This is a genomic window from Selenomonas sp. FC4001 (assembly GCF_000701565.1).
Taxonomy (GTDB): domain Bacteria; phylum Bacillota; class Negativicutes; order Selenomonadales; family Selenomonadaceae; genus Selenomonas_A; species Selenomonas_A ruminantium_B.
In genome coordinates this window covers 396,159-417,282 of record NZ_KL370793.1, presented here as the reverse complement: position 1 = coordinate 417,282, position 21,124 = coordinate 396,159, and the positions used below count along the sequence as shown (strand labels likewise).

19 protein-coding genes are annotated in these 21,124 nt (G+C 52.6%); 15 read left to right on the top strand and 4 right to left on the bottom strand.

Annotation, left to right across the window (positions count from 1 at the left end):
- The gene (locus T320_RS11720; RefSeq protein WP_037356052.1) at nt 1-1,074 is read right to left on the bottom strand and encodes a M48 family metallopeptidase; all 1,074 of its coding nucleotides are present in this window, start codon (nt 1,072-1,074) and stop codon (nt 1-3) included.
- Nucleotides 1,075-1,280: 206 nt separating this feature from the next.
- On the opposite strand from T320_RS11720, the gene T320_RS11715 reads away from it, so the two are divergent.
- Nucleotides 1,281-2,306 carry a nucleoside/nucleotide kinase family protein gene (locus T320_RS11715; RefSeq protein WP_231465899.1) on the top strand — a complete coding sequence of 342 codons (1,026 nt, stop codon included), beginning with the start codon at nt 1,281-1,283 and terminating at the stop codon, nt 2,304-2,306.
- Nucleotides 2,307-2,398: 92 nt separating this feature from the next.
- On the opposite strand, the gene T320_RS11710 is transcribed toward T320_RS11715, so the two are convergent.
- The gene (locus T320_RS11710) at nt 2,399-2,689 is read right to left on the bottom strand and encodes a hypothetical protein (RefSeq protein WP_026761172.1); all 291 of its coding nucleotides are present in this window, start codon (nt 2,687-2,689) and stop codon (nt 2,399-2,401) included.
- A 174-nt stretch (nt 2,690-2,863) separates the two neighbouring features.
- Between T320_RS11710 and rny the strand changes: the two genes are divergently transcribed.
- The 6 genes from rny to T320_RS11680 all read left to right on the top strand — a co-directional run bounded on the left by rny (nt 2,864) and on the right by T320_RS11680 (nt 7,940).
- Entirely contained in the window at nt 2,864-4,411 is a 1,548-nt protein-coding gene (gene rny, locus T320_RS11705; RefSeq protein WP_026761171.1) for a ribonuclease Y, read from the top strand.
- 71 nt (nt 4,412-4,482) lie between these two features.
- Nucleotides 4,483-5,025, top strand: a complete 543-nt coding sequence (locus T320_RS11700) for a hypothetical protein (RefSeq protein ID WP_037356048.1) — start codon at nt 4,483-4,485, stop codon at nt 5,023-5,025.
- A gap of 12 nt (nt 5,026-5,037) precedes the next feature.
- Nucleotides 5,038-5,817, top strand: coding sequence for a TIGR00282 family metallophosphoesterase (locus T320_RS11695; protein ID WP_177241795.1), 780 nt, complete (start codon nt 5,038-5,040; stop codon nt 5,815-5,817).
- Nucleotides 5,818-5,961: 144 nt separating this feature from the next.
- Nucleotides 5,962-6,222 (top strand): stage V sporulation protein S, encoded by a 261-nt coding sequence (locus tag T320_RS11690; protein WP_014423788.1) that lies wholly within the window; start codon nt 5,962-5,964, stop codon nt 6,220-6,222.
- 32 nt (nt 6,223-6,254) lie between these two features.
- On the top strand, nt 6,255-7,091 hold the full coding sequence (locus T320_RS11685) for a PHP domain-containing protein (RefSeq protein WP_026761168.1): 837 nt from the start codon (nt 6,255-6,257) through the stop codon (nt 7,089-7,091).
- Nucleotides 7,092-7,106: 15 nt separating this feature from the next.
- Nucleotides 7,107-7,940: an Asp23/Gls24 family envelope stress response protein gene (locus T320_RS11680; RefSeq protein WP_037356045.1), complete on the top strand. Its 834-nt coding sequence runs from the start codon at nt 7,107-7,109 to the stop codon at nt 7,938-7,940.
- A gap of 180 nt (nt 7,941-8,120) precedes the next feature.
- Here T320_RS11680 and T320_RS11675 read toward each other — a convergent pair whose 3' ends face one another.
- On the bottom strand, nt 8,121-9,341 hold the full coding sequence (locus T320_RS11675) for an HAD family hydrolase (RefSeq protein WP_051608752.1): 1,221 nt from the start codon (nt 9,339-9,341) through the stop codon (nt 8,121-8,123).
- A gap of 215 nt (nt 9,342-9,556) precedes the next feature.
- On the opposite strand from T320_RS11675, the gene T320_RS11670 reads away from it, so the two are divergent.
- Complete coding sequence (locus T320_RS11670; RefSeq protein WP_177241794.1) at nt 9,557-10,972, top strand: alanine/glycine:cation symporter family protein; 1,416 nt, start codon at nt 9,557-9,559, stop codon at nt 10,970-10,972.
- A 272-nt stretch (nt 10,973-11,244) separates the two neighbouring features.
- Here T320_RS11670 and T320_RS11665 read toward each other — a convergent pair whose 3' ends face one another.
- Nucleotides 11,245-11,781 carry an LptA/OstA family protein gene (locus tag T320_RS11665; RefSeq protein WP_081824827.1) on the bottom strand — a complete coding sequence of 179 codons (537 nt, stop codon included), beginning with the start codon at nt 11,779-11,781 and terminating at the stop codon, nt 11,245-11,247.
- A gap of 122 nt (nt 11,782-11,903) precedes the next feature.
- Here T320_RS11665 and T320_RS11660 point away from each other — a divergent pair, with 122 nt between their 5' ends.
- The 7 genes from T320_RS11660 (at nt 11,904) to leuS (ending at nt 21,118) form a co-directional block, all read left to right on the top strand.
- On the top strand, nt 11,904-12,920 hold the full coding sequence (locus T320_RS11660) for a deoxyguanosinetriphosphate triphosphohydrolase (RefSeq protein ID WP_037356615.1): 1,017 nt from the start codon (nt 11,904-11,906) through the stop codon (nt 12,918-12,920).
- 153 nt (nt 12,921-13,073) lie between these two features.
- On the top strand, nt 13,074-14,876 hold the full coding sequence (gene dnaG / locus T320_RS11655; protein WP_037356612.1) for a DNA primase: 1,803 nt from the start codon (nt 13,074-13,076) through the stop codon (nt 14,874-14,876).
- Nucleotides 14,877-14,917: 41 nt separating this feature from the next.
- The gene (gene rpoD, locus T320_RS11650) at nt 14,918-16,060 is read left to right on the top strand and encodes an RNA polymerase sigma factor RpoD (protein ID WP_026761162.1); all 1,143 of its coding nucleotides are present in this window, start codon (nt 14,918-14,920) and stop codon (nt 16,058-16,060) included.
- Nucleotides 16,061-16,129: 69 nt separating this feature from the next.
- Nucleotides 16,130-16,819 carry a tRNA (adenine(22)-N(1))-methyltransferase gene (locus T320_RS11645; RefSeq protein WP_037356039.1) on the top strand — a complete coding sequence of 230 codons (690 nt, stop codon included), beginning with the start codon at nt 16,130-16,132 and terminating at the stop codon, nt 16,817-16,819.
- Nucleotides 16,813-17,616, top strand: coding sequence for a Nif3-like dinuclear metal center hexameric protein (locus T320_RS11640; RefSeq protein WP_037356036.1), 804 nt, complete (start codon nt 16,813-16,815; stop codon nt 17,614-17,616). Before T320_RS11645 ends, T320_RS11640 begins: the two co-directional genes overlap by 7 nt.
- Before the next feature lie 25 nt (nt 17,617-17,641).
- A complete protein-coding gene (locus T320_RS11635; RefSeq protein WP_026761159.1) occupies nt 17,642-18,571 on the top strand; it encodes a YitT family protein in 930 nt (309 codons plus the stop codon).
- Between the two features lie 72 nt (nt 18,572-18,643).
- The gene (gene leuS / locus T320_RS11630) at nt 18,644-21,118 is read left to right on the top strand and encodes a leucine--tRNA ligase (protein WP_037356020.1); all 2,475 of its coding nucleotides are present in this window, start codon (nt 18,644-18,646) and stop codon (nt 21,116-21,118) included.
- Nucleotides 21,119-21,124: the final 6 nt, after the last annotated feature.

The following is a 21,124-nucleotide window of genomic DNA, read 5'->3' as shown; positions in this document are numbered from 1 at the left end:
TTATTTGATTTTATTGAGGCGGTCGGCCAGAACGCTGGCACTTTCATCACTGCTGTTGCAGGTGATGATGGGCTGCTGGCCCATCATTACCGTGTTGCCGTCAGCATAAGCATTGGCTTTGTTGTGGCCGTTATGGTAAGCGGCAGCCAGATTGCCCATGACAAAGTAGGCACGTTCCTTGGCACTCATGTCACCGTGGGCTGCGGGGGTGCAGAAGTCCTTGGTGTTGATTTTGATGGTGCCGTCCTTGTTGGTGACATGGCCGCCGCTGTACTGGTTCAGCAGTTTGGCGTAAGTATCGCGGCGGTCATCGTTGGCCGGATGGTCGGACATGAACTGCTGGAAATCGGAGGGGCGGCTCTTGGACTTGTCCATAACGCGCTGCCAAACGGCGGCACAGGCCCCCGGATTGTAATTGGTGTGGGTGATGTAGTCAAAGGCCAGTTTGTCGGCTTCGCGTTCCATGGGTTTGGTGATATGGCGGTTGTTGACGACGTTGGCCATGATGACTCCGAGCTGGGAGCCGGTAGCTGCGCCGAGAATCTGCATGTTCAAGGACTGGCGTGCACCTTTGGCCGGATGGTCCTTTTGGCCGTGGCCCATTTCGTGGCCCAACACGACAGCAATTTCATCTTCGTTGGTCAGCATTTTATAAAGGCCTGTGTTGACGCTGAGATTGTGACCCAGCGTGCAGAAGGCATTGAAGCTGCCCTGATTGTTGATGAAATAATTATAGGGTTTATCGTAAATCGAGGAGTCAACAGCGCCGATACCGGCAGTCAGATTCTGCATGATTCGGTCAAGCTGCGCATTCAGATAGGGGTCTTCGTTGACGCCGTACTGTGCCTTCATCTGCTGAAACAGCTGCTGACGGCCCTGCGGGTCATTGTTGTATTTCCGGATGGTGCTGTCCAGCTGGCTGTGGGCAACGGCACCGGAGATTACGGCACCGATGATGCTGGCGGTGCTGGCTTCTGCCGCCGGAGCTGCAGAGGGAACATAGGTCAGCGGCAGGGAAAGGCAGAGGGCTGTGAGTCCAGTGAGTATCTTGCGTTTCAAAGTTTTGTTATGCATGGTCAAAATCCTCCATCTGTCAAATTTTTTATCTATCATTATTATAGCGAAAAATATCAACATTGTGTTAATCTTCCTTAATTTTTAATAGAAATTTAACGATAATATAGGTGGAGCATTTGCTGCGAAATTTTAACGTGTAAGGGCGCAGCTTGCACAGTCAGGGAAAGACTGTTATTCTGTTTAGAGAAAGGCAGGGAGGCAAGATGATGAATGATAAAGTTTGGCGCACCTGCAGGCTGATGATTAACGGCCTGGCGCATAAAGTACAGTACAATCAGGCGACCATTGACACGTTATTCCTGCCCTTTTTGCGGCGTATGAGCAAGATGCAGCAAAAATTGGGCCGGCGGATGATTGTTTTTCTGGCGGCGCCGCCGGGCGTAGGCAAGTCCACGTTGGCTTTGTTTCTGGAGCGGCTGTCCAATACCGATGAGGAAATCGTGCCGGTGCAGGCTCTGGGGTTGGATGGTTTTCATTATCCCAATTCGTATCTGGCATCCCATAGCATTGAACGGGATGGCAAAGTGATTCCCCTAAGTGCCATCAAGGGAGCGCCGGAGACGTTTGCCGTGGAAAAGCTCATGGGCAAACTGACGGATGCGCGCAAGAACAATGTGCGCTGGCCGATTTACGATAGGACCATCCATGATGTGCTGGAGGACATGGTGACGGTGAAGCGGCCCATCGTGATTTTGGAGGGCAACTGGCTCCTCTTAGTCGAGGACAAGTGGCAGAATGTCCGCTCCTTTGCCGACTACAGTCTCTTTGTCAGCGCCGAGCCGCAGGATTTGAAAGAGCGTCTGATTCGCCGCAAGATTGCCGGCGGCAGCACCATGGAAGCGGCCAAGAAGTTCTATCAGAAAAGCGACCGGCTCAACGTGGAACGCTGCCTCAAAAAATCCTGGCCTGCCGATGAAACCTGGCAGATGCTCGCGGACGGCGACTATCAGCTCAAGAATAAGATTATGCCCACTAGAATGGTGGACAGGGATGCACTTTGGAAGAAGCCCGATGTGCAGATAAGAAACACCCTGCTCGGTGGTCTCAACACGCGCAACGCCGAACAGGGACTGCAGCCGCCTCTCTATGATGAAGGCTATGCCAAAGGCATGGAGGAGGCCAGAAAGGTTATCCTAAAGAAACTCTACGAAAGCGGCACCATGAGCAGCAAAGCCATTCTGGACACCTTCCAGGTGAGCGCGGAGGAGTTTAAGGATATCATCAAGTGATGGTGTAAAAGAAAAGGAAAGCCCGGTGGCTGGTGATGTATATTACCAACCACCGGGCGTCTTAGCACCACGATGTAAACTGTAAATCGTAATTATTTAACTTTACTAGAGAACAAGTAAACCAGCACCGTCAGCACAATGCCGCCGATACCCCACTCTACGCCTTTCTCCATAAAGGCGTAAACCGTAGCGCCCAGACAGAAGAGTACAGCCCAGAAGGTCTGCTTGGCGTTTTCCTTGCGGAAGGCAAACGTCTTGTAATCCACGCCGGTGAGCTTCTGAAAGCACTCGGGACAGATAATCCGCTGTTCTCCTTCTTCGTTTTTATTCACAAGTGCCTCTTTTTCCGGCAAATCGCGCTGGCACTCTGAGCATTTCAACATATCATTACCCCCAAATAAGTCCAAAAATCAATACCCTATTCATTCTACTTCATTTAGGTCGTTTTGGCTAGGATTTCTTGACACTTATGGAGAAAAACATTAAAATAGTAGGGTATAGTTGAAGAACTATCCAGACAAATAAATCATGCATGAACGCAAATAAGTAACAAGGGGGTGAGTATTATCGTTATCGAAATAGTAGTAGCGGTAATAATCGCAGCAGTCATCGGTGCCGGCTTAGGCTATACCATGCGCAAGCGCACGGCTGAAGCCCAGATTGGCTCCGCTGAAGAAGAAGCAAAACGCATTGTAGCGGACGCGGAAGAAAAAGGCGAGACGAAGAAGAAGGAAGCCCTGCTCGAAGCGAAGGAAGAAATCCATCGCCAGCGTCAGGAACTGGATCGTGAGACGAAAGAACGTCGCAGCGAACTTCAGCGTCAGGAACGCCGCGTAGTACAGAAAGAAGAAAATCTTGACCGCAAGCTGGATTCTCTGGAGAAGAAAGAAGAGAGCCTTTCCCGCAAGGAGGCCCGCATCGACAAGACCCAGCAGGCGATTGATGAGATGCACGAACAGCAGAAATCGGAACTGGAACGCATTTCCAGCCTGACTGCTGAAGAAGCAAGGGTAATGCTCATGGCCGAAGCCGAGGAAGAACTGAAGCACGAAAAGGCCATGAAAATCAAAGAGTACGAGCAGCAGATTAAGGATGAGTCCGACAAGAAGGCCCGGGATATCCTGAGCCAGGCCATCCAGCGCTGCGCCGCTGACCATGTGGCAGAAACCACCGTATCCGTGGTGGCCCTGCCCAACGACGAGATGAAAGGCCGCATCATCGGCCGTGAGGGCCGCAATATCCGGACGCTCGAAACGCTGACGGGCATTGACCTCATCATCGATGATACGCCGGAAGCCGTTATCCTGTCGGGCTTTGACCCGGTACGCCGCGAAACCGCCCGTATCGCACTCGAAAAGCTCATTCAGGACGGCCGTATCCATCCTGCCCGCATCGAAGAAATGGTCGAAAAAGCCAAGCGGGAAGTGGATATGCGCATCAAGGAAGCCGGTGAACAGGCAACCTTTGATACCGGTGTGCACGGTATCCATCCGGAGCTTATCAAGCTTCTGGGCCGTCTGCGCTACCGTACAAGCTACGGGCAGAATGTGCTGAACCATTCCATTGAGGTTTCCCATCTGGCTGGTGTCATGGCTTCTGAACTGGGCTGTGATGTTACGCTGGCCAAGCGCGGCGGTCTCCTCCACGACATCGGCAAGTCCATTGACCATGAAGTGGAAGGCAGCCACACCACCATTGGTGCGGATATCGCCCGCAAGTTCCGGGAGTCCAAGGACGTCATCAACTGCATTGCCGCCCACCATGGTGATGTGGAAGCTACCAGCGTTGAAGCAGTGCTTGTCGCAGCCGCTGATGCAGTATCGGCAGCCCGTCCCGGTGCCCGCCGTGAAAGCCTGGAATCCTACCTCAAGCGCCTTAAGAGCCTGGAGGAAATCGCCGAGTCCTACGACGGTGTTGAACGTTGCTTTGCCATTCAGGCAGGCCGCGAAATCCGCGTCATGGTTAAACCGGACAAGGTGGACGATGCTGAAGCAGCAGCTTTGGCTCATAACATTGTCAAGAAAATCGAAGACGAACTCGAATATCCTGGTCAGATTAAGGCCACGATTATCCGTGAGACCCGCGTCGTCGATTATGCAAAATAATGTGAAAGCGCATGTTAGGAGGGTGCAGGGCGTGAGCCTTGCGCCCTCTTCGTACATGAGAGGAATAGACTATGTTAGGATTTAATCTTAGTGGGAAAACTTCCGGCAGCCGCAAGGAAATGAACACCGGGGTACAGCTGCTGGCCTCGATGCTCGTATGTTATCCCGAACTCTATGCCGTGGCCTATGAGCCACAGGATACGGAGATAACTCTGGACTTTGTGGTGAAAAAGAAGATTGCCCATGAGGAAATGGAAGAATTTGCCAATCTGGTGGATAAGAGCGTGCAGACCTATCATGATTTGCATGGCAGCGGCCCCGTGTGGCTGGCGCTGGACGCTGATGTCAACGGCTCCCGCATGACGGTGCATGTGCGCCGCCAGCTGGCCACCATGCTGCGGGGCGAGCTGGATTTATTGGCAGAGCTGTTCTGCGACAAATTCGGTGACGACCTGCAGATTGATGTGCACACATTGGATTCATTGGAGCCGGATTTTTCCAACATGCAGAGCAATGTGCTGGACCAGATGTTTGATATGGCTCAAAGCAGCCGTATCCGCGAAAAGATGATTGGTATGCGGGATAAGGACAAGGTTGTGGTCTACAACCGCTGAGAGGAGTAAAATATGCGCGTAATGCTGACAGGGGACGTTGTGGGCAAGCCCGGCCGCAAGGCGTTTCAGAAATACACGGCCCAGCTCAAGGCCGAAAAGAATATTGACGTGGTCATTGTCAACGGGGAAAACTCGGCCGGAGGCAAGGGCTATACGAGAAAGTCACTGGATGGTCTTTACCATGGCGGGGCAGACATCATCACCTCCGGCAATCATGTCTGGGACAAGAAGGATGTCTTTGAGTTTATCGACCAGGAGCCGTTCCTGATTCGTCCGGCCAACTACCCCGAAGGAACGCCGGGCAAGGGCTACTGCATCTATCCCTTCAAGGCCAAGAACATCGGCGTGGTAAACCTTTCGGGTCGGGCTTTTATGCCGGCACTGGACTGCCCGTTCCAGAAGATTGAGGAAATCCTGCGGGAACTCAACAAGGAATGTGATGTTATCTTCTTGGACTTCCATGCGGAGACCACTTCGGAAAAGATGGCCATGGGTTGGTATCTGGATGGTAGGGTCAACGCCGTAGTAGGCACTCATACCCATATCCAGACGGCAGATGAGCGCATCCTGCCGCAGGGTACGGCCTATATCACCGACTTGGGCATGGTTGGGCCCTGGAATTCCATTCTGGGCGTCAAGACGGAAATCATTCTGCAGAAGTTTACCACGGCTATGCCCTGCAGGTTTGACTTGGAGGAAAGCGGCCCCATGGTGTACTCGGCGCTGATTGTGGACATTGACGACAGTACGAACCGCACCACCAATGTGGAGCGCATCCTGATAAAAGAATAATAACAGGCATTACTTTCAAAGATTTTTTCTCATGGCAGGAATTTTTCCTTATGTGCAGAATACTAACTTAGTATCAGTTAGATATGTCATAGGAAAATGTAGAACATTGTTGCAGTTTTGTTGCAAGAGAGGACGTGTAAAGTCATGGAAATCTTGAAAGTATCTGCCAAATCGAATCCGAATTCAGTAGCTGGTGCATTGGCTGGTGTGCTCCGGGAGCATTCCAGTGCAGAAATGCAGGCCATTGGTGCCGGCGCCCTTAATCAGGCGGTCAAGGCGGTAGCCATTGCCCGCGGTTTTGTGGCTCCTCATGGCATTGACCTCATCTGCATTCCGGCCTTTACCGATATCAATATCGAGGGGGAAGAGCGTACGGCGATTAAGCTTATCGTGGAACCTCGTTGAGTGTCGCTGATTCGGCATAGGAGTGACAATAAATGGCAAGTGATTTGCACATGCACACGACCTTCTCAGACGGAAAACTCACGCCGGAGGAGCTTGTGGCAGCGGCAAAAGCTGCCGGTCTCAAATACATAGCCATCACCGACCACGATACGGTGGACGGGGTGAGCTATCTCTACGAGAACGGAGTATACCCCACGCGGGGGATACATCTAATTCCGGGGATTGAATTCAGTGCCCATCATCCGGTGCATGAAGTTCATATTCTGGGCTATAATGTGGATATTTATTATCCCGATTTGATTGACAAGCTGAATGATGTAACGGAGGCACGCTGGACACGCTTCAGCGATATGGTGGGCAAGCTGCAGGAATTGGGCTATCCCATTACCGAAGCGGAAGTGCTCACCTTGGCTGGTGCCAGTAAATCCATCAGCCGTTCCCATATTGCCCGGATTTTGGTGCGGAAGGGCTTCTTTCCCTCTGTGAGGGATGCCTTTGCGGCGGTGCTCGAAAAGGGTAAGCCGGCTTATGTGCCCCATTATCATCTGGAAGTGGAGGAAATCATTGCGCTCATCAAAGATGCCGGCGGTACGCCGGTGTTGGCCCATCCAAAACTGGTGGGGGATGATGAGCTGGTGCGTGATATCTGTCAGCGCGGCATTGAGGGGATAGAGGTATTCTATCCCCGTCATGATGCTGATGATACGGCCCGTTATTACATGATGGCCAAAGAGTTTAATCTGCTGCCTGCAGGCGGTTCCGATTTTCATGGGTATCCGACCCGCTATCCTTCGGAGGTGGGCGTATTCACCATGGAGGACAAGTGGGCAGAGGCTTTTTATCGTCCTTTAGGCAAGTTTAATAGTTAGTCAGGAGAGCTGTATATGGATGTGATTGCTTTGGTCGGGCCCAGCGGCACCGGCAAAAGTCACCACGCGCTGATTGTGGCGCATAAGCATAAGGCGGACGCCATTATCGATGATGGAATCCTGATTAAGGACGGCAAGATAGTGGGCGGTCATTCCGCGAAGAAAGAACAAAGTAAAATCATGGCGGTACGGCGGGCGATTTTTGTCCTGCCGGGACATGCCGAAGAGGTGCAGGCGGCCATCAAGGAGGCAAAGCCTCACCGCATTTTAATTTTAGGCACTTCGGAGAACATGGTGTTTAAGATTGCCAAGGCTCTGCATTTGCCGCAGATTGCCAAAATCATTCACATTGAGGACGTGGCAACCAAACAGGAAATGGCTCAGGCCCAGTTTCACCGCCTGAAGGAAGGCAAGCATATCATTCCTGTGCCCACCATTGAACTCAAACCGCATTTTTCGGGGTATCTGGTTGACCCCTTGCAGACCCTGTTCAAGCGGTCATCTACCAAGCGTCGCCGTCTGGGCGAAAAGTCCATTGTGCGGCCGGTATTCAGCTATTATGGCAAGCTGTCCATTGACGATATGGCCATCAAGTCCATTGTCGGTGCGGCGTTGAAGAAAATCGAGGCCATTACCAAGGTCGATGGCCTGCAGGTAAAACACCTTATGCAGGGCGACGAGGACCTGGGGCTGAAAATCGTCTGCGGGGTTGTGCTCACGTATGGCAATCATATTCCCACTTTGCTGGCCCAGGCACAGAAGGATGTGCGGGATGCGGTGGAGTTTATGACGGGGATGATTGTGCATGAAGTCAATATTCAGGTGAAAACATTATACGTTAAAGCATAAGTTTACATCGTGGCAGTAAGACGCCCGGTGGCCGATAATTGCTTTCCTTCGCTTAGACAGGCTTGTCAAACGCTACGGAAAGTAATCATCAGCCACCGGGCTGTTTTCATTAGCAATAGTTCTAAAAGCTGCTATATGTTGATTCCAAGGGGAGTTGACATGTCAAATTTGACTTGTCAATCAGCGCAGGGAGTTGACGGTCACCAGTATCAGGGCCAGTCCCTGGCCTGCCAATGCGCCCCAGGCGGGGAGGAAGGGGAGGCCGAAGGGATAGAGGGCTCCGGCGGCGAGCGGGAGCACCAGCGCGAAGGTGACCAGAGAAATCGCGGTGTTGAGCTTGATGCGGGCGATGGTCTGCTGGCCGATTTCCTGCAGGGCGGCAAAATCCCAGAGAAGGCCGCTCTTTAGGAAGATGGCATGAGGATTATGGCGTTGAATCGTTTGGTCAGGCTGCGGCTCCTTTTCGTTCTTCACCGGAGCCAGCTCGATGACGGCGTCTACGGCACTGGCCAGAGAGTCATCGACCTTTTCCCGGTCCACAATGGCTGTACCGGTGCCTCTAGCCTTTAACAGCTGAATTTCCCGCAGCTTGCCTTCGGTGGTCAGCTGACCGTGCGCCGCGCTCATACCAGCTTCCTTGCCAATGGCGGCAGCCGTGCGTTTGTTCTCGCGGGTCAGCATCACGGTCTGGATTTTTTGTCGCTGCAATTTGCGGATGGCCTTTAAGGTATCTTCGGACAGGGCATCGTCAATGGCGATGATGCCGCGGCAGTATTTGCCGTTGGCCACGAAGACGGTACTGTGACCTCGTTGGGTCAGCTGGTCATTTTTGGTGACGAGCTCGGCGCTGATGTCAATGCCTTCCCGTTTGAGCCAGGCAAGGCTGCCCACCCGCAGGGAGTTGCGCCCCACGATGGCTTCCACGCCGCAGCCGGGAATTTCCGTGAAGGTGCTGGCCTCCAACAATTGCAGACCGCGTTGGCTGGCGGTTTCGTAGATGGCTTTGCCCAAAGGATGGCTGGCCTGTTTTTCTGCCGAAGCGGCCAGGGAAAGCAGGGCGTTTTGGCTGACTCCTGCCGGAAAAAGATTGGCCACATAGGGATGGCCTTCGGTGACAACTCCATGACGGGCCAGAATCAGGGTATCAATGTTGCCGATTTCCTGCAGCTGGCTGTCGCTGGCAAGCTCGATGTCCTGCTTCTTCGCCTGCCGGGCTCCGCGTGTATAGGGCAGAATTTTTCCCAGTATGTAGGGCAAGGGCAGGGCAGCGATGAATACCGCCGCGGCTGCGTTGAGCACGAGCATGTCCTCAAGGCCTGTCGTGTGCCAGTAATAGCCGATACCACCCGCGAGGGCGACCGCTGGAAGGAATAAATAAAGATTGCTAAAATTTTTCTTCATAGGCATCTCCTCGTTTTCTTAATTAGGATATTCGTCATCCGAAAAAGTTTTTCCTGTTAAATGTATACATTTATGTAGAAGGGAATTTTTTACCGCGTTTATTTACAACTTAACAAGAGTCGATTATAATACTACACATAGACGTCAACGAAAGACGCTCTTCTGCGTGCTTTACAGCAGAAGAGTTTTCTTATGCTTAAAAGGGATGTGGATTTATGGATTTTGCAACATTAATGGCGGACATTAATAATTTTGTCTGGGGGCCGGTAATGCTGGCTTTGCTGGTGGGAACGGGTATATTTCTGACGGTGCGCCTGCACTTCTTACCTTGGCGCAATCTGGTTTATGCCATTCGCATGATTTTCCGTCATCGGGATGAGCATGAAGGCGATATCTCGCCCTTCCAGTCTCTGATGACAGCTTTGTCAGCTACGGTGGGTACCGGTAATATCGTCGGTGTGGCCACGGCCATGGTACTGGGTGGACCTGGTGCTTTGGTCTGGATGTGGATAAGCGCGGCCTTCGGCCTGTCCACGAAATACGCCGAGTCTGTGCTGGCGGTGAAGTATCGGGAAACCAACTCCGTGGGCGAAATGTCCGGCGGCCCCATGTATGCCATGAAGTACGGCATCAAGAATAAGTTTGCCGGCCGCGCCTTGGCCTTTCTCTTTGCGCTGTTCGTGACACTGGCTTCCTTCGGCATTGGCAACATGACGCAGGCCAATTCCATTGCGGCGGCGCTATCCCATAGTTATGGCGTGCCCAGTTATGTCACCGGTGCTGTGATTATGGTCCTGGCACTGGCTGTTCTCATTCGGGGCATTCGCAGTATTGGTAAGGTGTCCAGCGTGGTCGTTCCCGCAATGGCGGCCTTCTATTTTGTGACAGCTGGCATCGTGATTGTGGTCAATATCGCAGCTGTGCCCGCCGGTATTGTAGAAATGTTCCGCATGGCCTTTTCCTTTGATTCGGTGGCTGGTGGTGTAGGCGGCTCCATTGTGGCTTCCATGCTGACCTCCATGCGCTGGGGTGTGGCCCGCGGCGTGTTCTCCAACGAGGCAGGCTTAGGTTCTGCTCCCATTGCGGCAGCGGCAGCCCGGACCGACCATGCTTCCCGTCAGGGTTACGTTAACATGACGGGCACCTTCTTCGATACGATGATTGTCTGCATGCTGACGGGACTTGTGATTTGTTCCTCCGGTGTGCTGGGCACCATCAATCCGGCCACTGGTGAACTGTTCTCCGGAGCTGAACTCACCATTGCAGCGTTCAGCACGGTGTTTGGTGATTACGGCAAGCTGATTATTTCGATTTCTTTGAGCCTCTTTGCCTTCTCCACCATTCTGGGTTGGGAATACTATGGCGAAAAAGCGCTGGAATATCTGATTAAGAAGCGCCCCGTCATCATGGGGTATCGCATCCTCTTCGGCCTTGTGACTTTCGTGGGTGCTACCACGGCGCTCGAAGTGGTCTGGAACTTCTCCGACACCATGAACGGCCTGATGGCTATCCCGAACCTTATCTGCCTCCTGTGGCTCAACAAGGATATCGCTGATGAATGTTTTGAATTCCAGCGTGAGGTAGTGGTCAAGGAGAAGAAGGGCGAAGTTGTGGATATGAGCTGCGAATAAGTTTTTCTTAGATTACATCGTGGTGCTAAGACGCCCGCCCCGCTGATAATATTTTCCCTTCGCCATAGACAGGCTTGTCAAAAGCTGCGGGAAAACATCATCAGCGGGGCGGGCTTGGTTTTAGCCGTAATATGGAAAAATAAAAATACTCGATATTGACAAAAAAGCCCGGGACAACTATTTCTGGAGCGTTTGACAAGCCTGTCTAAGCGGAAGAAATAGTTGTACCGGGCTTTTCCGTTGCGATGTAAACGAACCTAAAATGGTGCGTACTATCTTACGACGTCGTTTTTATTGAGGTCGAACTCCAAATGGCTGGAGGTATTGCTCTTGCCTTTCTGCACCCAGAGCACATGGCCATCAAAAATCACAATGTGGGTCTGCCAGTTGTAGCGCATGTTGTCACTGTGGATAGCAAGACCGGGGCGTTCGCAGCCGCAGCGGGTGCCGAAGAACCAGGCGGTGCTTTCAGTCAGTTCAGCATACAGGGCATCCCCGGTGAAGGTCAGCTCGCCTTCGTGGATGGCGGTGCCGCCATCTGCCCAGATCTGCAGGGTAGTGGCATTGATTTTTGCGTTATTGGCGGTAATCAGCCGTTCCTGGCATTGGATGCGGACATTGCCGGTGAGTTCGTAGAGTCCATTGTCTTCGTTATACTGGCTGTGGTCAGCGCTGACCACAGGTTGATATTTGCTTTTGGCCATGTCGGCATTGAGGGTGTGCCCGCCTTCTATGTCGTTGGCAGAGCAGAGGGTGAGCAGGCTGAAAAACATACCAATCAACAACAAGGGTATGCGTATACATTTCATAAAATCACTCCCTGTTTTATTTATTGCTTGCTTTTATTTTACCGCAAAATTGTCTGTTTGGCAAAAATTGCTTAAATGGGTTATACTTATAGATAAGATGTGAACATGGAGGTGGCGTGATGATGAACGTGAGAGAGAGAATTGAAGAACAGGAGTATCAAATCCTTTCGCCCTTTGCGGCCAAGAGCCGGGAAGCTAAGCGAAAATATCCCATGGAGGAGTGCGCCTTCCGCACGAAGTTCCAGCGTGACCGGGACAGGATTCTTCATTCCAAATCCTTTCGCCGCCTGAAACATAAAACCCAGGTCTATATCGTGGCCGGTGACCATTACCGCACCCGCATGACCCACAGTCTGGAAGTTTCCCAGATTTCCCGTACCATTGCGCGGGGGCTGCGGCTCAATGAAGATTTGACGGAAGCCATTGCTCTGGGCCATGATGTGGGCCATACGCCCTTCGGCCATGCCGGTGAGTCGGTGATGGATGAGCTTACGGGGCACTTCACCCACAACGAGCAGAGCCTGCGGGTGGTGGAATTCTTGGAGCGTGGCGGTCAGGGCCTCAATCTGACCTATGAGGTCAAGGACGGCATTGTGAACCACACGGGGAAAAATCTGCCCCAGACCTTGGAAGGGCGCATTGTGCGCACGGCAGACCGCATTGCCTATCTCTGTCACGACTATGATGACAGTCTGCGCGCAGGCCTCCTAAAGCCCGGCGATTTGCCGCAGGAGGTTTATGACAAGCTCGGTCACGACACCTCCCAGATGATTACGAGCATGGTCGCGGATATGATTGTCACTTCTCAGGATGCGGATGATATTTTGCAGTCGGCGGTGATCAAGCAGGCGATGGATGTATTCCGCGAATTTATGTTCATGCATATCTATCACTCGGATAAACTTTCCCGCGAGCGTGAGCAGGCTTCCTTTGTGCTGCGGGAGCTTTACCATTACTTTCTGGAGAACTTTGACCAGCTGCCTCAGGAATTCATTAACAGGGAGCCCTGCTGGGGCCGGCAGAAGATTGTCACGGATTACGTGGCGGGGCTTACCGACAGTTATGCAGTGGCCCTGTTTGAAGAAATTTTCATGCCTCCCATGGGCCGTGCCTTAGAAAAAAATAAAAAAGGATATTGACAAACAGAGTAGAATACTATAATGTAAAAGAACTGTATGCAAAAAATGTTATAGTTTATGTAGAAATTTTTGTAAAAAAGAAGGATATCGCAAAAAAGTAGCGAATTGTATACGAGTGTCTTTTATATTAACAACGCAGGTAAGGGGATTTTTATGCACAGAGAGGATATGGATGAATTTGTGGAGCAGGTTACTGCCCAGTCCGACCTCCTGCAAGTTGTGCAAAGCTATGTTCCTTTGAAACGCAAGGGAAACAGGTATTGGGGCTGTTGCCCCTTTCATGGCGAAAAGACCCCTTCTTTTTCTGTGGTTCCCGACAAGGGCTTTTTCTATTGCTTTGGCTGCCACGCCGGAGGAAATGTCTTTAAGTTCATATCCCTGATGGAAAACATTTCCTATTTTGAAGCGATTAAGCTGCAGGCAGAGAAGCTGGGCATTCCTATGCCGCAACGGCAGAAGACGCCCCAGGAAATCGCCAGGGACAGGGAAATTGCAGACTTGCGTAAGGTTAACGAGATGGCCCGGGACTTCTTTCATAACTGCCTGACGCTGACGCGTCTGGGCGAGCCGGGGAAGGCTTATTTTGCAGGCCGGGCCATTTCGGCTGAGACAATTGAAGAATTTAAGCTCGGTTATGCCCCACAGGCTTGGGATAAGTTGTCCACCGCCTTTTTGAAGCGTGGAGTGAAGCAGGAATTTTTACTGGCTGGGGGGCTGGCAGCCGAGCGTCAAAACGGCGGGGGGATCTATGACCGGTTCCGCAACCGTGTCATGATTCCCATTGCCGACGAGCGGGGCCGGGTGGTTGGCTTCGGCGGCCGGGTACTGGATGACAGCACACCCAAGTATCTGAATACACCCGAAACCGTGCTCTTTAATAAGCGGCGCATCCTGTTCGGTTTGGACAGGGCGCACCGAGCCATCAAACAGGCAGGCTATGCCATTGTGGTGGAAGGCTATATGGATGCCATCTCCGTGTTCAGCGCGGGGGTCAAAAATGTCGTGGCATCCCTGGGCACAGCTTTTACGGCAGAGCATTGCAAGCTCTTGCTGCGCTATGCTCCAGCTATCTACTTCTGTTATGACAGTGATGATGCTGGGCAGAAGGCCACCATCCGGGCGCTGTCAATTGTGCAGGGCACCGGAGCTGCGGTGCGGGTCATTGTGGTACCCGATGGCAAGGACCCGGACGAGTATATCCGCAAGCATGGCGCGGAAGCGTTTCAGCAGTTGGTGAAGAAGGCTTTGCCTTTGGTGGAATACCGTTTGCAGTATGTGCTGAAGAATTATGACCATGCCACGCTAGAGGGCAAGGTTAAGGCCCTGCACGCCATGCTGCCGGTGCTTACCGGGATTCGGGAACCGGCGGTGCTGGGCGAGTACATCAAGCGGCTGGCTCAGAGCCTGCTTCTGGATGAAGGCATTGTGCGGGATGAGCTGCGGCGGTTTGGTCATCAACCCCTGCCGGAGGACAGTGGCCCCGCACAGCGTGAACCCATACGGCAGGCTGTGCGGCGTACCGATACTGCCTTGCAGCGGGCAGGCCGGGTGGTTATCCGGCTGGCCTGGCAGGATAGCGGCATATTGCAGCATTTTGCCACGATGGTGCCTTTGGAAAGCATTGGCGACAATTCCCAGCGGGAAATTTTGCTTATCTTGCAGGAGATAGCGGCCCAAGGGCAGAAAATTAATGATGCTGAGATAAATAGCAAACTCAGTGAGGAAGCTGTGGCGGAATTATCCCGGGCCATGGTGGAGGAACTGGGCGTTCTCAGCGAAACCGAAGCGTATGATAACGCATTGCGGGTTTTGCGCAAGGCCTATTTGAACAGGTGCTATATCGAACATTCCCAGCGGGCGGAAAGCCTTGCCCGGGCCGGGGATAGTGCCTATGTGGCAGAACTCAATCAGGCGCAAAAAATAAAAAGTGAAATGGAAGAATTACAGTTTGAATGAATTTGTATCGAACATCGAGGTCGAGGAAAGGGGTATGCTGAATGGCTGAGGCGAAAAAGAGGAAAGTCGCACAGGCTGAGGCTGGAAGTAAAAACCACAGTTCGGAGATTGTGGAAAATCTTTTGTCCAAAGGAAATAAAAACGGTGGTACATTGACATATGGAGAGCTCGTGGAAGCTCTTCAGCAGGAAGACCTGACCCCTGATGAAATTGACCGCATGTATGACACCTTCAGCCAGCAGGGCATTGAAATCGTAGACGATTCCTCTACTACTGATGTAGGGGATGAAGATATTGATGTGGACGACAAGGACACGGAGGAAGTGGAGATTGACCTCTCCGTTCCCGAAGGCATCAGCATTGATGACCCCGTCCGTATGTACCTCAAGGAAATCGGCCGCGTACCTTTGCTCACGGCTGATGAAGAAGTGGCGCTGGCCAAGCGCATGCAGGATGGTGACGAAATCGCCCAGAAGCGTCTGGCGGAAGCCAATCTGCGACTGGTAGTCAGCATCGCCAAGCGTTATGTGGGTCGTGGCATGCTGTTCCTGGATTTGATTCAGGAAGGTAATCTGGGTCTTATCAAGGCCGTAGAAAAATTCGATTACACCAAGGGCTATAAGTTCAGTACCTATGCTACCTGGTGGATTCGTCAGGCCATCACCCGCGCCATTGCGGACCAGGCCCGCACCATCCGTATTCCGGTGCACATGGTGGAAACCATCAACAAGCTGATTCGCGTGTCCCGCCAGCTCCTGCAGCAGCTGGGCCGTGAACCGTCTCCGGAGGAAATCGCCAAGGAGATGGACATCAGCGTGGAACGCGTCCGCGAGATTATGAAAATCGCTCAGGAGCCGGTATCCCTGGAAACGCCAATCGGCGAAGAGGAAGATTCCCATCTGGGCGACTTCATCGAAGACCAGGATGCTCCGGCACCGGCAGATGCAGCTTCCTTCATGCTTCTGAAGGAACAGCTCGAAGAAGTCCTCGATACCTTGACACCGCGTGAGGAAAAAGTCCTGCGCCTGCGTTTCGGCCTTGATGATGGCCGGGCACGGACGCTGGAAGAAGTGGGCCAGAACTTTGGCGTTACCCGTGAGCGTATCCGCCAGATTGAGGCCAAGGCGCTGCGGAAACTTCGTCACCCCAGCCGCAGCCGCAAGCTCAAGGATTTCCTGGACTAAGACCATGAATATCAAGGGTGTAACTTGTGTTGCACCCTTTTCTTATTGCAATGAAAAGGAGGCATCCTTATGCATTTAGATGACAGATTACAGGCGTTGGCTGACTTCGTGCCGGAAGGCAGCCGGGCTGCAGATATCGGCACCGACCATGGTTATTTGGCGGTTGCCCTTTTGCAGCAGGGCAAAGCCGATTTTGTGGTAGCCGGTGACTTGAATCGCGGCCCCTATGAAGCGGCGAAGCGTACCGTCCACGAAAACGCCATCGGCGAAGAACAGATTTCCGTGCGCATAGGTGATGGCCTGAAGGTTCTGCAGCCTGGTGAAGTGGACACCGTCTGCATTGCCGGCATGGGCGGCATTCTGATGAACAACATCCTGGAGGCCAGCCCGGAAATTACAGCAGCGCTTAAAACCTTGGTGCTCCAGCCGATGAATGGTGCCCCGGAACTGCGGGAATGGCTCTATGAACATGACTGGCATATCGTGGACGAAAATCTGGTCATTGATGACGGCCGCATCTATGAAATCATCAAAGCCGAAAAAGGTTCCCGCAGGAAACCGTCGGGCCTGGATTTGCTGGTGGGACCAAAACTTTGGCAGAAGAAGCCGCCACTTTTAAGGCATCATATCGAGGCCCTGCTGTTTCAGCAGCGGCGGATACTCAGCGGTATGGAAAAGAGTGAACGGGCCAAAGGCGATAAGCGCTTCGCCCAGGTGAAACGGCGGGTTAGAGCATTGGAGGAACGGTTGAAATGGTAAAATGCCAGGTGGTTATGGATGCTCTGGAGCGCATTGCGCCCAAGCGGCTGGCCGAGGATTGGGACAATCCGGGCCTGCTCGTTGGCGCATTTAATCAGGATATCCGCAAGATTCTCGTTTGCCTTGATGTCAGCGATAATGTGGTGGAGCAGGCCATTGCGGAAGGCGCCAATATGATTGTGGCCCATCATCCGCTGATTTTCAAAGGCCTCAAAAAAATTCGTACGGATTTGCCCTTGGGGGCGAGACTCCAGCAGCTCTTAAAGCATGATATTGCCGTGGCCGCTGCGCATACGAACCTTGACATTGCCGTGGGCGGTGTCAATGATGTACTGGCAGAGGCCATTGGCCTGAGCAAGCTGTCTACGTTCGTGATAACTTCCCAACAGGAAGATGGCACGGTGGAAAGTCTGGGTCGTTTCGGCAACCTGCCTGCGCCCATGGCAGTGGAAGACTTTGCCAAACAGGTGCGGGAGGCCCTGCCTGCCGAGCATGTGCGGCTGGTTCATGCCGGCGCACGTCCTGTGCGCAAGGTAGCGCTCTGCAGCGGCAGTGGTGCGGAATTCATCCAGAAGGCCGCCTTTATGGGGGCTGATGTCTATGTGACGGGGGATGTGAAGTACCACGAAGCCCAGACGGCTGTGGAACTGGGCATGCATGTGATTGATGCGGGCCATTTTGCCACGGAATTCCCGGTGGTTGAAGTTCTGCGGAAGCGTCTGACCGAGGAACTGGCGGAGTACCAGATGGAGGTTATCGCCGACCAGTCCTCTCAGGATTTCTTTACCGTAATATAAGAAAATAAGTTATAGGAATGAATGTATGTTGAGAAATGAATTTGCAAAACAGGCCAAGCGCTACCTGCAGATTACCCTGGGCGCGCTGATTGTCTGTTTGGGTTTCAATCTCTTTATCATCCCGGCCCATCTGTTGACTGGGGGCCTCAGTGGTATTGCGCTGATTATCTACTATCTGACCGATTTGCCTGTCGGTATGCAGAATATCGTCTACAACCTGCCGATTCTGTATCTGGCCTATCGGGTCTTTGGCCGTCTTTACGCCTGGGATACTGTTGTAGGCACGGTGGTGCTCTCGATTATTCTCGATGCCACGCACTTTATGGTGGATTGGAATGTCACCCAGGATGGCATGCTCAACGCCATCTTCGGCGGCGTGATGGCCGGTATCGGCTTCGGTATCATCTTCCGTGCTAACGCCAACACCGGCGGCCTCGATGTGCTGGGCGCCGTAGCCAAGAAGTTTTACTCCCTGGACATGGGAACCTGCATCTTTGTGATGAACTTCGTCATCGTCATGGCCTCGGCTTGGATGTTCAATATGGATGAAGCTCTTTACACGCTCGTGTCCATCTATGTGACGGCGGAGCTTACCAATCGCGTGGCCGCAGGCCTTAATCGCGAAAAGTCCATCTTTATCGTGTCTCCGGCAGCTGAGCAAATCTGTCAGGAAATCATGGAAAACGTTCATCGCGGCGTGACCTATCTCGAAGGCAAGGGCGGCTTTGCCCGGGAGCATAAGGAAGTCCTGTTCATTGTGGTGCGGCTGACACAGGTCAGCCGGGTCAAGGCCATTGTGGACCATTACGACCCGCAGGCCTTTATGATTGTCTCCGATACCTCTGAAGTGTCCGGCAAGGGCTTTACGCTGGCCTGCGAGACTTATCAGGATGCGCGGGCTAGATGGTTGGAGGAACAGGAAAGACAAAAGGAAATTGAGAGTGGACAACTCTAAGCATAGGTTGCGATTTTTGTAATATTGCGCTATAATACATCTAATTGTGAAACAACTTAGGAGGAGATTGCTTTGGATAAATACTCACCCCAGGAGATAGAAAAAAAATGGCAGGATAAATGGGAAAAGGATGCTGCCTTTAAGACGGAGATGGACGAAAATCGCCCGAAATATTACGCGCTGGAGATGTTCCCGTACCCCTCGGGCAATTTGCATATGGGCCATGTCCGTAACTACTCCATCGGTGATGTTATGGCCCGCTACAAGACCATGGAAGGTTTCAACGTGCTCCATCCCATGGGCTTTGACTCCTTTGGTATGCCGGCCGAAAATGCCGCCATCAAGAACAATGTAAAACCCTCGGACTGGACGTTCTCCAATATCGAAAACATGAAGCGCCAGCAGCGCTCCATGGGCCTGTCCTACGATTGGGACAGAGAAGCCATCACCTGCACCCCGGAATACTATAAGTGGACGCAGTGGCTCTTTGAACTCTTCTACAAGAAAGGGCTGGCTTACAAGAAAAAGGCTTCCGTTAACTGGTGCGACACCTGCGGTACGGTACTGGCCAACGAGCAGGTTATCGACGGCAAGTGCTGGCGCTGCGATTCCGAAGTACAGAAAAAAGACCTCTCCCAGTGGTTCCTCAAAATCACGGACTATGCCGATGTGCTCCTGAAAGACCTCGATAAGCTCAAAGGCTGGCCGGAACGTGTTAAGACCATGCAGGACAACTGGATTGGCCGCAGCGAAGGCCTCGAATTCGAGATGCCTGTAGAGGGCATGGATGAAAAACTCTCCGTCTACACGACTCGTCCCGATACGGCTTATGGTATCACCTTCGTGGCCCTGGCTGCTGAAAATCCGCTCGTGGAAAAAATCTGCGAGAACAACCCGAAAGCCGCTGAAATCAAGGCATTCTGCGACAAGGTTCGCAACCAGTCCGAAATGGAACGTACCTCTAGCGAATCGGAAAAAGAAGGTATCTTCACGGGCGTTTATGCTATCAATCCGTTCAACGGCAACAAGGCACAGCTTTGGGTGACCAACTATGTACTGGCTGACTATGGTACGGGCGCCGTTATGGGTGTGCCCTCCGGCGACCAGCGCGACTGGATGTTTGCCAAGAAGTATGACCTGCCGATTATCCTGACTTTGCAGCCGAAGGACAAGGAACTCAAACTCGAGGAAATGGACGCTGCCTACACGGATAAGGATGGCGTACTGGTCAACTCCGGTAAGTTCACGGGCATGGAAATCCACAAGGCCATGAGCGGTATCATTGATGAAGCCGAAGCACAGGGCTTTGGTAAGCGCAAGGTCAACTACCGTCTGCGCGATTGGCTGATTTCCCGTCAGCGTTATTGGGGCGCACCGATTCCGGTTATCCACTGCCCGCACTGCGGCGAAGTGCTCGTACCGGAAGAAGATTTGCCGGTAAGACTGCCGGAAGATGTTTCCTTCGACAGCGGCGCTCTGTCTCCGCTCGCTACGAGCGAAGCATTCGTCAACTGCAAGTGCCCGAAGTGCGGTGCCGATGCCAAGCGCGAAACGGATACCATGGATACCTTTATCTGCTCCTCGTGGTATTACCTGCGCTACACCGACCCGAAAAACGATAAAGCACCCTTTGCCAAGGATAAAGTCAACTACTGGGCACCCGTTGACCAGTATATCGGCGGTATCGAGCATGCTATCCTGCATCTCCTGTACTCCCGTTTCTTCACGAAAGTTCTCCATGATGCCGGCCTCGTAGACTTTGACGAACCGTTTGCCAACCTGCTCACGCAGGGCATGGTCCTGAAAGACGGCTCCAAGATGAGTAAGTCCAAGGGCAACGTGGTTTCGCCGGAAGAAATCATCGGCAAATACGGTGCGGATACGGCAAGACTCTTTATCCTCTTTGCCGCTCCGGTTGACCGTGACCTTGAATGGAGCGACCAGGGCGTAGAAGGTGCGTTCCGCTTCCTGGGCCGTGTATGGCGTATTCTCGACCACTTCGAAGATATGGTCAAGGCCGGCAAGGACAACTATGATGTGTCCGCGCTGACCAAGGAAGAAAAAGAACTGCGCCGCGTGCTCCATGTAACCATCAAGAAAGTTACGGAAGACATCCGCGACCGCTTCATGTTCAATACGGCGATTTCCTCCATTATGGAACTTGTTAATGCTGCGTATGCCTTCCAGGATAAGGAACTCAACGCCGGCCTGGCTAGAGAGTTTGCCGCAGCACTTATCAAGATGCTCGCTCCCTTTGCGCCGCATATCACCGAGGAACTCTGGCATAACCTCTTCGGCGAAGGCAGTGTTCATCAGCAGCAGTGGCCGAAGTTCGAAGAAGAAGCCACGAAACTTGCGGAAATCGAAATCGTCCTGCAGATTAACGGCAAGGTAAGAGACCGCATCACCCTGCCGGCTGACATTGACAAGACGGCCATGGAAGCAGCTGTCAAGGAACTGCCCCGGGCAAAAGAACTCACCGAAGGCAAGACCATCGTCAAGGTTATCTGCGTACCCAAGAAATTGGTAAATATCGTTGTGAAATAAGCGTTA